The sequence below is a fragment of the Micromonospora sp. IBSANI012 genome (assembly GCF_052814045.1).
The window spans coordinates 5,634,785-5,646,891 of the sequence record NZ_CP199933.1 but is presented as its reverse complement, the minus strand read 5'-3'; the positions used below and the strand labels follow the sequence as shown (position 1 = coordinate 5,646,891).

8 protein-coding genes are annotated in these 12,107 nt (G+C 74.8%); 5 read left to right on the top strand and 3 right to left on the bottom strand.

Translation table 11 applies throughout. The features are described 5' to 3' along the window. Positions 1-8: 8 nt before the first annotated feature. Positions 9-575, bottom strand: a complete 567-nt coding sequence (locus ACTWM8_RS26065) for a sugar O-acetyltransferase (RefSeq protein WP_446211285.1) — start codon at positions 573-575, stop codon at positions 9-11. A 113-nt stretch (positions 576-688) separates the two neighbouring features. Here ACTWM8_RS26065 and ACTWM8_RS26060 point away from each other — a divergent pair, with 113 nt between their 5' ends. Beyond that, positions 689-4,081 (top strand): S8 family serine peptidase, encoded by a 3,393-nt coding sequence (locus ACTWM8_RS26060; protein ID WP_446211284.1) that lies wholly within the window; start codon positions 689-691, stop codon positions 4,079-4,081. Positions 4,082-4,164: 83 nt separating this feature from the next. On the opposite strand, the gene dapD is transcribed toward ACTWM8_RS26060, so the two are convergent. Next, positions 4,165-5,124: a 2,3,4,5-tetrahydropyridine-2,6-dicarboxylate N-succinyltransferase gene (gene dapD / locus ACTWM8_RS26055; protein ID WP_446211283.1), complete on the bottom strand. Its 960-nt coding sequence runs from the start codon at positions 5,122-5,124 to the stop codon at positions 4,165-4,167. 80 nt (positions 5,125-5,204) lie between these two features. On the opposite strand from dapD, the gene dapE reads away from it, so the two are divergent. Further along, a complete protein-coding gene (gene dapE, locus ACTWM8_RS26050; protein ID WP_446211282.1) occupies positions 5,205-6,278 on the top strand; it encodes a succinyl-diaminopimelate desuccinylase in 1,074 nt (357 codons plus the stop codon). A 153-nt stretch (positions 6,279-6,431) separates the two neighbouring features. On the opposite strand, the gene ACTWM8_RS26045 is transcribed toward dapE, so the two are convergent. Further along, a complete protein-coding gene (locus ACTWM8_RS26045; RefSeq protein WP_172894209.1) occupies positions 6,432-6,590 on the bottom strand; it encodes a hypothetical protein in 159 nt (52 codons plus the stop codon). Positions 6,591-6,746: 156 nt separating this feature from the next. Between ACTWM8_RS26045 and ACTWM8_RS26040 the strand changes: the two genes are divergently transcribed. The 3 genes from ACTWM8_RS26040 (at position 6,747) to ACTWM8_RS26030 (ending at position 12,070) form a co-directional block, all read left to right on the top strand. Next, positions 6,747-7,646 (top strand): LOG family protein, encoded by a 900-nt coding sequence (locus ACTWM8_RS26040; protein WP_446211281.1) that lies wholly within the window; start codon positions 6,747-6,749, stop codon positions 7,644-7,646. Between the two features lie 3 nt (positions 7,647-7,649). Beyond that, the gene (locus ACTWM8_RS26035) at positions 7,650-8,195 is read left to right on the top strand and encodes an LOG family protein (protein WP_446211280.1); all 546 of its coding nucleotides are present in this window, start codon (positions 7,650-7,652) and stop codon (positions 8,193-8,195) included. A gap of 134 nt (positions 8,196-8,329) precedes the next feature. Then, positions 8,330-12,070 (top strand): ATP-dependent helicase, encoded by a 3,741-nt coding sequence (locus ACTWM8_RS26030; protein ID WP_446211279.1) that lies wholly within the window; start codon positions 8,330-8,332, stop codon positions 12,068-12,070. Positions 12,071-12,107: the final 37 nt, after the last annotated feature.

The window sequence follows — 12,107 nt, the reverse complement described above, 5'->3', positions numbered from 1 at the left end:
TCAGCAGGTCAACCGGGTTGTTCGAGGGTGCGTACCGGGCGGGCGGGATTGCCGACGGCGACCACGTTCGGTGGCAGATCCTTGGTCACGACGGCGCCGGCGCCGACCACGGTGTTCGCGCCGACGGTCACCCCGGCGAGCACGACGGCCCCGCCGCCGAGCCAGGCGTTGTCGCCGATGGTGATCGGCTTCGCCGCCTCCCACTTCTCCCGGCGCGGACCCGGCTCGATCGGGTGGGTGGGGGTGAGCAGCTGCACGTTGGGTCCGATCTGGACGTCGGCGCCGATGGTGATCCGGGCGACGTCGAGGAAGAGTGCGTTGAAGTTCACGAAGCAGCGCGGACCGATGTGGATCTGCCAGCCGTAGTCGCAGTAGAAGGGCGGACGGATCGAGGTGTCCTCGCCGAGCGAGCCGAGCAGCTCGCGCAGCGCGGCCAGGCGCCCCTGCGGGTCGGTGGCGGCGGTGGTGTTGACGCGCTCCATCAGCTGGGCGGCGCGGTCGAGGTCGGCGATGATCTCGGGCTCGTTGGCGATGTAGGGCTCGCCGGCCAGCATTCGTTCCCGCATGGACGTCACCGGGCGATCATCGCTGGCCGGGCCCCCGCCAGGGGCGGGGACCGTCATATTCCGGACTTTCCTTGTGCATACCCGGTATGTAATTCTGGTCGCTGTCAATGTGACTCCCGTCTATGAAGACGCTTCACGAGGAGGATCCGTTGCACCGAACCAGAAGGAAGTCCGTCGCGCTCGGGCTGGTGCTCGGCCTGGCGCTCGGCGCCCCGGCCACCGCCTCGGCCGCCGTACCGACCGCACCGGCGGGCCCCGCCGGCGCGTCCCGGCCGGCCGGGACACCGTCCACGCCGACCGGCGGGTCGACCACCGTCACCCTGGTCACCGGGGACCGGGTCACCGTCACCGGCTCCGGCGACGCCGCCGTCCGGCCCGCCGCCGGCCGGGGTGACCTGCGATTCCTGGTACGCCGGGAGCGCGGGCACCTCACCGTGGTGCCCCAGGACGCGCTGGCGCTGATCCGCGCCGGCCGGGTCGACCGTCGACTCTTCGACGTCACCGAACTGATCTCCGCCGGCTACGACGACGCCCGCCGCGACGACCTGCCGCTGCTGGTGTCGTACGCCTCGGGGGAGGCCCGACGCGGCGTGGCCGCGCTGCCCGGTGCCCGGGTGACCCGGGACCTGCCGGCGATCCGCGGCGCCGCCCTCACCGCCGGCAAGTCCACCGCCGGTCAGGTGTGGGCGGCGGTCACCACCGGCTCCACCGGCACCCGGCTCGGCGCGGCGGGGGGCGTCGAGCGGATCTGGCTCGACGGCCGCCGCCGGGTCACCCTGGACCACAGCGTCCCGCAGATCGGGGCGCCCACCGCGTGGTCGGCCGGCTTCACCGGCAAGGGCGTCAGCGTCGCGGTGCTGGACACCGGCGTCGACACGACCCACCCCGACCTGGCCGGCAAGGTGGCCGAGTCGCGCAACTTCACCGAGGTCACCGACGACCGGGACACGGTCGGCCACGGCACCCACGTCGCCTCCACCATCGCGGGCAGCGGTGCCGCCTCCGGCGGCCGGTACAAGGGCGTCGCCCCGGACGCCACGCTGCTCAACGGCAAGGTCTGCGAGGACATCGGGTGCACCGACTCGGCCATCCTGGCCGGGATGCAGTGGGCCGCCGTCGACAAGCGGGCCACCGTGGTCAACATGAGCCTCAGCGGCTGGGACTTCCCCGAGGTCGACCCGCTGGAGGAGGCGGTGCAGACGCTGACCGCGCAGACCGGCACCCTCTTCGTCACCGCCGCCGGCAACGCCGGGTCGGACGCCTCCGTCGGCTCCCCGGCCAGCGCCGACGCGGCGCTCGCCGTCGGCGCGGTGGACCGCGACGACCAGCTCGCCGAGTTCTCCAGCCGGGGCCCCCGGGTCGGCGACGACGCGGTGAAGCCCGACATCACCGCGCCCGGCGTCGACATCGTCGCCGCCCGGTCCGCCACCGGCAGCATCGGCGGCCCGGTGGGGGAGAAGTACGTCGCGCTCTCCGGCACCTCGATGGCCACCCCGCACGTGGCCGGCTCGGTGGCGCTGCTGGCTCAGCAGCACCCGGACTGGAAGGCCGGCCAGTTCAAGGCGACCCTGATGGCCGCCGCGAAGCCGCACCCGGCGCAGACCGCGTACGAGCAGGGGGCCGGCCGGGTCGACCTGACCCGCGCGATCGGCCAGCAGGTGACCAGTGACCCGGTGAGCGTCTCCTTCGGTCGCGCGCTCTGGCCGCACGGCGACGACGCGCCGATCACCCGCACGGTGGCCTGGCGCAACGCCGGCCCGACCGCCGTCACGCTCGACCTGAGCACCGAGATCACCGGTCCGGGCGGCCAGCCGGCGCCGGCCGGGATGTTCCGCCTCGGTGCGACCCGGCTGACCGTGCCCGCGGGCGGTCGGGCGGAGACCACCGTCACCGCCGACACCCGGCTGGGTGCCGCCGACGGCTACTGGACCGGCCGGGTCGTCGCCCGCTCCGGCGCCACCGTCGCGTTGACCCCGGTGGCGGTCAACCGGGAGGTGGAGAGCTACACCCTGACGCTGACCCACCTGGACCGGTCCGGCGCGAAGACGGCGGACTACTACACCAGCCTGGCCAGCCTGGACCGCTTCGACATCCGGGACGCCTACGACCCCGACGGGGTGGCCCAGGTGCGGCTGCCCAAGGGGCGCTACGGCCTGAGCACGCTCATCTTCGAGCCCGCCCCCGAGGGCGAAGCCGGCGGGCTCACCATGCTGGCCCAGCCCGAGCTGACCGTCGACCGGGACCTCTCGGTCACCGTGGACGCTCGGCGGGGCAAGCCGGTCCTGACCACGGTCCCGAAGCGGGACGCGACGCCGCTGCTGATCGACGTCAGCGCGGTCTTCTTCGCCGACGAGGGCAGCATCTACAGCTTCGGACTCTGGGCCGACAGCTTCGCCGGCCTGACCACCGCCCAGCTCGGCAGCCCGGTCTCCGCGGACCGGTTCGTCTCGACGATCAGCAGCCAGTGGGCCGACCGGGAGGCCGCCAGCAGCCCCTACCTGTACGCGCTGAGCGAGGCGCTCCCGGGCCGGATGCCGACCGGCTTCGTCCGGCACTACCGGGCCGGTGATCTGGCCACCGTGGTGCACCGGTTCCGGGGCGGGTACCCGGGGATGGTCGCCGAGCGGATCGTCATCCCGGAGCTGGAGTACAACACCGGGGCCTCGGCGGTCATCCTGCCGACCGAGGTGCCCGGTGAGCGGGTGGAGCACTACAACACCAGGGGCGTGCGCTGGGAGTCCGAGATCGACTTCGGGGTGGTCGACGAGGAGGGCTGGCTGGACCCGAAGGCGGCGCTGTTCTCCGTGCCGACCGCGTACCGGGCGGGGCGGACGGTCCACGAGACCTGGAACCAGGCCCCGTACGGGCCGTCGTTCCCGGCCCCGCGCTGGCCGGAGGAGAGCGTCAGCCGTACCGGTGACCTCATTTTCGTCGGCCTGCCGGTGCACAGTGATGCCGCCGGGCACCCCGGCGGGTCGGTCACCGACACCGCCCGGACCGCCCTGTGGCGCAACGGGAAGCTGGTCGGCGAGAGCGAGTACGCCGGCTACGGCGAGTTCACCGTGCCGCCGGCGGCGGCCGACTACAAGTTGACGGTGTCGGCCACCCGGAGCTTCACCGACCTGAGCACCGAGGTGGAGTCGACGTGGACCTTCCGGTCCGGTCACGTCGCCGGTGACACCCCGGCCCGGCTGCCGCTGATGGCGGTGCGCTTCGCCCCGCCGCTGCGGGTCGACAACAGCGCGCCGGCCGGCCGCCTCTTCGCCGTGCCGGTGCAGGTGCAGCGGCAGCCCGGGGCGCCGGCCGCCGGGGTGGAGAAGCTGACCGTCGACGCCTCGTACGACGGCGGGAAGACCTGGCGCAAGGCCGCCGTGCTGCGGGTGCCCGGGAAGGGCTGGGTCGCGCTGCTGCGGCACCCGGCCGGCCCCGGTCACGTGTCCCTGCGGGCCACCGCCCGGGACACCGCCGGCAACACGGTGACCGAGCGGATCGTCCAGGCGTACCGGCTGCGGTGAGCAACGCCGGGCCCGCGGTCTCCCCGCCGTGGGCCCGGACGCCGGCCGGGGTCGGGGCGGTCGCCCCGGCCCCGACCGGTCCGTCAGTCGTTGGCGTGCAGGGCGGCGTTCAGCTCGATGCCCTTGCCGGTGCGCTGCTTCGCCTCCAGCGCGCCGGTGACCGAGTTGCGCCAGAAGAGCAGCCCGTCCACGCCGGAGAGCTCGCGGGCCTTGACCACCCGGCCATCCGGCAGGGTGATCTTCGACGCGGCGGTGATGTAGCAGCCCGCCTCGACCACGCAGTCGTCACCGAGCGAGATGCCGACGCCGGCGTTCGCGCCGATCAGGCTCCGCTCGCCGATGCTGACCTTCTCGGTGCCGCCGCCGGAGAGAGTGCCCATGATCGACGCCCCGCCGCCGATGTCGGAGCCGTCACCGACCAGCACGCCCTGCACGATCCGCCCCTCGACCATCGAGGTGCCCAGCGTGCCGGCGTTGAAGTTGACGAAGCCCTCGTGCATCACGGTGGTGCCGGCGGCCAGGTGCGCGCCGAGCCGGACCCGGTCCGCGTCGGCGATCCGCACGCCGGAGGGGACCACGTAGTCGGTCATCCGGGGGAACTTGTCCACTCCGTACACCGCGAGGTACCGGCCGGCGGCCCGCTCGATCACCCGCAGCTCGTCGACCCGCTCCGGCGGGCACGGCCCGGCCGACGTCCAGGCCACGTTGGCCAGCTTGCCGAAGATGCCGTCCAGGTTGACCTCGTTGGGCCGCACCAGGCGGTGGGAGAGCAGGTGCAACCGGAGGTACGCGTCGGCGGCGTCCTTGATCGGGTCGTCCAGCGAGCCGATCACGGTGGTGACCTCGACGGTACGCAGACCCGGCAGCGCCCGCCCGCCGATCGCGCCCGGCGGCAGGTCGAGCACGTCGGCCTGGTCCTCGCCGGGGACCAGCGGCAGCTCGCCGAGTCCGAGCTTGCCGGTCGGGTACCAGGTGTCGAGCACCTGGTCGTCAGCGGTGACGGTGGCCAGGCCGATGCCCCAGGCGGGTACTGCGGACGTCACTGTTACACCTCTCGTTCGCGGCTGCGGGGCAGGCGGGCTCACTGCCCGCGCGCACCGAATTTGACGGTACCGTGCCCAGCATGGAGAACCCGCTGACCCCCGAGGTCTTGGCTGATCCGGTGGCCCTGACCCGCGCCTTGGTCGACATAGAGTCCGTCTCCCTCAATGAGAAGGCCATCGCCGACTGCGTCGAGCAGGTGCTGCTGGGCGTGCCGCACCTGGCCACGTTCCGGCACGGCAACACGGTGATGGCCCGTACCGACCTGGGCCGGGCGTCCCGGGTGGTGCTCGCCGGCCACCTGGACACGGTGCCGCTGAACGACAACTTCCCGTCGACGATGCGCGGCGACCTGATGTACGGCTGCGGCACCTCGGACATGAAGTCCGGGGTGGCGTTCGCGCTGCACCTGGCGATGACCCTGCCCGATCCGCGCTACGACGTGACGTACTTCTTCTACGAGGCCGAGGAGATCGAGTCGAGGTACAACGGGCTCACCCTGGTCTCGCAGGCGCACCCGGAGTGGCTGGAGGCCGACTTCGCGGTGCTGCTGGAGCCGACGTACGGGATCGTCGAGGCCGGCTGCCAGGGCACCATGCGGGCGGTCGTCACCACGCACGGCGAGCGCGCCCACGCCGCCCGGTCCTGGCACGGGGTGAACGCCATCCACGGCGCGGGCGAGGTGCTGCGCCGGCTGGGGGTGTACGAGGCCCGACGGGTCACCATCGACGGCTGCGACTACCGTGAGGGACTGAACGCGGTGCGGATCGCCGGCGGGGTGGCCGGCAACGTCGTCCCGGACCGCTGCGAGATCGAGATCAACTACCGGTACGCCCCGGACCGTGACCCGGCGGCCGCCGAGGCGCACCTGCGCGAGGTCTTCGCCGGCTTCGACCTGACGGTGACCGACGCGGCGGCGGGCGCGGCCCCCGGCCTGGAGTCGCCCGCCGCGCAGGAGTTCCTCGCCGCCGTCGGCGCCGCGCCGATCGGCAAGCTGGGCTGGACGGACGTGGCCCGGTTCGCGGCGATGGGCATCCCGGCGCTGAACTTCGGCCCCGGCGACCCCAACCTGGCCCACCACAAGGACGAGCACGTCGAGATCACCAAGATCCGCGACGGCGCCGCGACCCTGCACCGCTGGCTCGCCTCCGCCTGACCCCCCGCCGCGCGGCCCGGCCTCGCCCGCGCCCCGGCTGGACTCGCCTCGGCTCGGTGATCAAGAGGTTTGCGTCAGGAGAGGCCCTTCAGGGTGACGCAAACCTCTTGATCACCGCCGAGTGCCGGCGGGCCGGCGGGGTGCGGTGGGTGGTCAGGCGGTGGTCAGGGCAGGGGAGTCGGTGGTCTCGGGGTCGGCGGTCGGTGCCGCCGGGGACTCCAGCTGACGGGCACGGCGGCGCTCGGCCACCACGTCACGGATGCGCCGCTGCATCTGCCGGCGGATCCGGATCCGCTCGTTGTTGTTGATCACGCTTGCTCCTCCCCCGAAGGCGCGTGGCCGGGGCATACCCGGTATGTGAATAGTAAGACGTACGAGCGACAGAATTAGTTGCCCAAGATCGCGAACTATTTCTCCGGCTCGCCGGGCACCACACCCGGCCGGTGCCGCTCCACTACGGTTGCTCCCATGAGTCAGAGCAACGGGCGGCAGCCGGGCCGCGATCCGGAGCGGCACCGGGGCGCGGTCACGCTGCGCCGCGGCGCGATCCCGACCAGCACCGCCGACCAGCGGCTGCTCGACTCCCGGGGCCGGGGCGACTGGAAGACCAAGGACGCCTGGCGCGCGCTGCGGATCCTCTCCGAGTTCGTGGAGGGCTTCGACACCCTGGCCGACCTGCCGCCCGCCGTCAGCGTCTTCGGCTCGGCCCGTAGCAACCCGGACAGCCCCGAGTGCCGGCTGGCCGAGGAGCTGGGCGCCGCCCTGGCCCGGGCCGGCTACGCCGTGATCACCGGCGGCGGGCCGGGTGTGATGGAGGCGGCCAACCGGGGGGCCAGCGACGCCGGCGGGCTCTCCGTCGGGCTCGGCATCGAACTCCCCTTCGAGCAGGGGCTCAACGACTGGGTCGACCTGGCCATCGACTTCCGGTACTTCTTCGCCCGCAAGACCATGTTCGTCAAGTACGCCCAGGCGTTCGTGGTGCTGCCCGGCGGCTTCGGCACCATGGACGAGCTCTTCGAGGCGCTCACCCTGGTGCAGACCGGCAAGGTCACCCGGTTCCCGGTGGTGCTGATGGGTACCGCGTACTGGCGGGGGCTGCTCGACTGGCTGCGGGACACCATGGCCGCCGAGGGCAAGATCGGGCCGGTCGACCTGGACCTGATCTGCCTCACCGACGACGTGGACGCCGCCGTCCGGCACATCGTCGAGGCCGAGGCCGCCCTCTCCGCCGAGCAGGAGGCCGTACGCGAGGAGGCCGTCGCCCGGGCCGCCGCCGACCAGCAGGCCGCCGCGGACAGCGCGGGCAACCGCGCACCGGGCGGCGGGCCGGCCGGCCCGACCGGGTCGGGTGCGGGCCGGAGGGACTGAGCCGTGGCGGCGATCTGCGTCTTCTGCGCCTCCTCCCGTACCCTCGAGCGGCGCTGGCTGGAGTTGGCGGCCGAGACGGGTGCGGAACTCGCCCGGCGCGGACACACGGTGGTCAGCGGCGGTGGCTGCGTCGGGATGATGGGCGCCCTGGCCGACGGCGCGCGGGCGGCCGGCGGGCGCACCCTCGGGGTGATCCCGCAGGCGCTGGTCGACCTGGAGGTCGCCGACCTGGCCTCCGACGAGCTGCTGGTCACCGACGGCATGGCCAGCCGCAAGACGCTGATGGTCGACAAGTCGGACGCCTTCCTCACCCTGCCGGGCGGGCTGGGCACCCTGGACGAGCTCTTCGAGGTCTGGACCACCGCCACGCTGGCCCTGCACGCCAAGCCGATGGTGCTGGTCGACACCGACGGCTTCTACCGCCCGCTGCTGGACTGGCTCGCCACCCTCGCCGAGCAGACCTTCCTCAAGCCCGCCGGCCTCGACCTCCTCCTGATCGCCGACACCGTCCCCGCCGCCCTCGACCTCCTCGAATCCCGCCTCACCTGAACCCAGCCCCCGCCCGTTGATCATGAAGTTGTCACCGTCCATATCGGCGTGTCGTGGCAACAACTTCATGATCGACAAAAGTCCGGCGGGGTGGGGGCGGGGTGGGTGTCGGAGGGGCGTGGTGGGATGTGGGGGTGCAGGGGTACCGGCTGGTGCGCCGGCCTGCCGGACCGGGCCCGGGGGCGGAGCGGTCCGCCGCGACGGTTCGGGGGGACCGTCCAGCCGGCGGGGCGATCCAGGGACACGGCCGGGCGGGCGCGGGCGTCGAGGGGGGGCCGCGGTCCGAGGGGTCGGCGGTCGATGGCGCGCATCCCGGTGTCCGGCTGACCGACCCGCTCCAGGCGGAGATCGTCGGCCACACCGACGGGCCGATGCTGGTCGTCGGCGGCCCGGGCACCGGTAAGACCAGCACCCTGGTCGAGGCGGTCGCCGCCCGGGTGGCCGAGGGGGTCGACCCCGAGCGGATCCTGGTGCTCACCTTCGCCCGGCGGCAGGCCACCGACCTGCGCCACCGGATCGAGGCGCGGATCGCCGGGGCCGGTCACCGGGTGGTCCGCGAGCCGCTGGTGCGCACCTTCCCCGCGTACGCCTTCGGGCTGCTCCGCCGCGCCGCCGCCGAGCGGGGCGAGCCGTCGCCCCGGCTGCTCACCGGCCCCGAGCAGGATCTGATCATCCGTGAGCTGCTCGACGTGGTGGGCGAGGAGCCCGGCGACGACCCGGTCGGCTGGCCGGAGGACCTGCGCCCCGCGCTGCGTACCCGGGCCTTCGCCGGCCAGCTGCGCGACCTGCTGATGCGGGCCGCCGAGCGCGGTGTCGGGCCGGTCGAGCTGGCCCGGCTCGGCGAGAAGCTCGGCCGCGCCGACTGGCCGGCCGCCGCCCGCTTCCTCCGCGAGTACGTCGCCGTGCTCGCCCTGCGCGACGTCGCCAACCGCGGCTCGATCGCGTACGACCCGGCGGAGCTGGTCCGCGCCGCCACCGGGATGCTGCTCGACGACCCCGAGCTGCTGGCGGCCGAGCGGCGCCGGCTGGCCCACGTCTACGTCGACGAGCTGGCCGACACCGACCCCGCCCAGCAGGAACTGCTCGCCGTCATCGCCGGCGGCGGCAAGCCCCTGGTCGCCTTCGCCGACCCGGACTCCTCCACGTACGCCTTCCGCGGCGCCGACCCGGCCGTGGTGCACACTTTCCCGCACCGGTTCCGGACGGCCTCCGGCGCGCCGGCCGCGCAGGTCGTGCTGACCACGTCGTACCGGGCCGGGGCGGGGCTGCTCGCCGCCACCGGGCGGCTGGCCCGGCGGCTGCGCGGCCCGGCCGCGCACCGGGCCCTGCACCCGCTGCCCGACGCGCCGCCCGGCACGGTGCAGGTGCGTACGTTCCGCTCCGGCACCAGCGAGTCGGCCTGGCTCGCGCACGCGCTGCGGTCGGCGCACCTGCTCGACGGGGTGCCCTGGTCGCGGATGGCGGTGCTGGTCCGCTCGACCAACCTGCACCTGCCCTCGCTGCGCCGCGCCCTGCACACCGCCGGGGTGCCGACCGTGGTGCACGGCGAGGACCTGCCGCTGCACCTGCAACCCGCGGTGGCGCCGCTGCTGCTCCTGCTGCGCTGCGCGCTGGAGCCGGACCGGCTGGACGAGGAGACCGCCGTCGCCCTGCTCCACTCGCCGCTGGGCGGCGCCGACCCGCTCGCCGAGCGACGGCTGCGCCAGGGGCTGCGGGCGCTCGCGCTGGCCGCCGGCGACCGCCGCCCCTCCGGCGAGCTGATCGTCGAGGCGCTGCGCGACCCGGCCGAGCTGGCCGCGATCGACCGGCGCTGGGTCGAGCCGGCCCGGACGGTGGCCGAGCTGCTCGCCACCGCGCGGACGGCGGCGGCCACCCCCGGTGCCACCGCCGAGGACGTGCTCTGGGCGGTGTGGCGGGCCAGCGGCCTCGCCGAGCGCTGGGCCGGGGCGATCAACCGGGGGCGGGCCGCCACCGGCGAGCACGAGACCGCCCAGCGCTGGCGGGCCGAGGCCGCCGACCGCGACCTCGACGCGGTGATGGTGCTCTTCGACGCCGCCGCCCGCTTCACCGACCGGCTGCCCGGCGCGCGTACCGAGGTCTTCCTCGACCACGTCCTCGGCCAGGACCTGCCGGCCGACACCCTGGCCGCCAGCGCGGACCGGGGCGAGGCCGTCCGGCTGCTCACCGCCCACGCGGCCAAGGGACTGGAGTGGGACCTGGTCGCCGTCGCCGGGGTCCAGGAGGGGATCTGGCCCGACCTGCGGCTGCGCGGCAGCCTGCTCGGCTCCGAGCGACTGGTCGACGTGCTCGCCGGCCGGGCCGACGGCGCCGGCGCCCGGGCCAGCCTGGTCGGCCAGACCTCGGCCCTGCTCGACGAGGAGCGTCGGCTCTTCCACGTCGCGGTGACCCGGGCCCGGCGTCGGCTGCTGGTCACCGCGGTCGCCTCGGCGGCGGTCGGCGGCGACGACCACGAGGAGCAGCCGAGCCGTTTCCTGCACGAGCTGGGCACCACCGAACCACCCGCGACCGGGGCCGGCGGCCCCGCGCCGACCGACCCGGTGCCCGGCCCGAAGCCGACCGGCCCGGTGCCCGATCCGAAGGCGACCACCTCGAGGCCCACCGGCTCGGAGCCGATCAGCTCGGAGTCGACCGGCCGGACGCCGGATCGACCGGGCGACGGTGCCGCAGCGACCGCCCTGGCCCCGGACCAGCCTGGTGACCGTGCAGCGGTGACCGGCCGCGTCGCCCCTGACCGGCCGGGCGACGGCGCGGCCCTGACCGCCCCGGCGGCAGCGGCCCGGCCCGGCGCCACCGTGTCGTCGGCCGTGGACGACGACGAGCCCCATCAACCCGGGGAACTGCCGGTCGGGCGTCCGCCCCGGGCGCTCACCCTGTCCGCGCTGGTGGCGGAGCTGCGTACCGCGGTCACCGACCCGGCGGCGCCGCCCGCCCGGCGGCGCGCGGCGGCGGCCGAGCTGGCCCGCCTGGCCGCCGCCGGCATCCCCGGCGCCCACCCGGACGACTGGTGGGGCCTGCGCGGCCTCTCCGACGACCGGCCGCTGGTCGACGAGGGCGAGCCGGTCCGGGTCACCCCGTCGGCGATGGAGAGCGCGCTGCGGTGCAGCCTGCGCTGGCTGCTGGAACGGCACGGTGGCAGCGGCCCGGCCAGCGCCGCGCAGGGCGTCGGCAACCTGGTGCACGCCGCCGCGATGCTCGCCGAGGACGCCAGCGCCGACCGCACCGCCCTGCTGGAGTACGTCGCCGCCCGGTTCGACGCGATCGAGCTGGCCGCCCGCTGGATGGTCGGTCCGGAACGCTCCCGCGCCGAGGCCATGGTGGACAAGCTGCTGCGCTGGCTCGCCGGCAACCCGCGCCGGCTGCTCGCCATCGAGCACGAGTTCGCCGTCCGCCTCGACGACCCGACCCGCCCGGTCGAGCTGACCGGCCGGGTCGACCGGCTGGAGGTCGACGCCGACGGCCGGCTCGTGGTGATCGACCTGAAGACCGGCAAGTCGACGGCGGTCACCGAGCGGGAGGTGGCCGAGCACCCGCAGCTCGGGGCGTACCAGGCGGCGGTGGAGGCGGGGGCGTTCGCCGAGTTCGGCGAGGAGTCCGGCGGTGCGGCGCTGGTGCAGCTCGGCACGGGGGCGAAGGACGCCAAGGAGCAGGCTCAGGCCGCCGCCGGGGAGGGGCCGGAGGCCGGCTGGGCCACCGCCCTGGTCCGGCGCACCGCCGATACGATGGCCGCCGCCACCTTCGCCGCGGTCGCAAACTCGAAGTGCCGGGTCTGCCCGGTGCGCACCAGCTGCCCGGTCTCGGGGCAGGGGCGCCAGGTCGTCGAGCCCCCGGCGACCCGCACCCCGGAGGAGCCGTGACCGCACGCAGTGGGCGAGCCCGGCAGGTGCCAGCGAA

Coding starts and splice junctions, on each gene's coding strand:
- dapE (WP_446211282.1), top strand. CDS start 5,205: ATGGAGAACCCGCTGACCCCCGAGGTCTTGGCTGATCCGGTGGCCCTG.
- ACTWM8_RS26040 (WP_446211281.1), top strand. CDS start 6,747: ATGAGTCAGAGCAACGGGCGGCAGCCGGGCCGCGATCCGGAGCGGCAC.
- ACTWM8_RS26060 (WP_446211284.1), top strand. CDS start 689: ATGAAGACGCTTCACGAGGAGGATCCGTTGCACCGAACCAGAAGGAAG.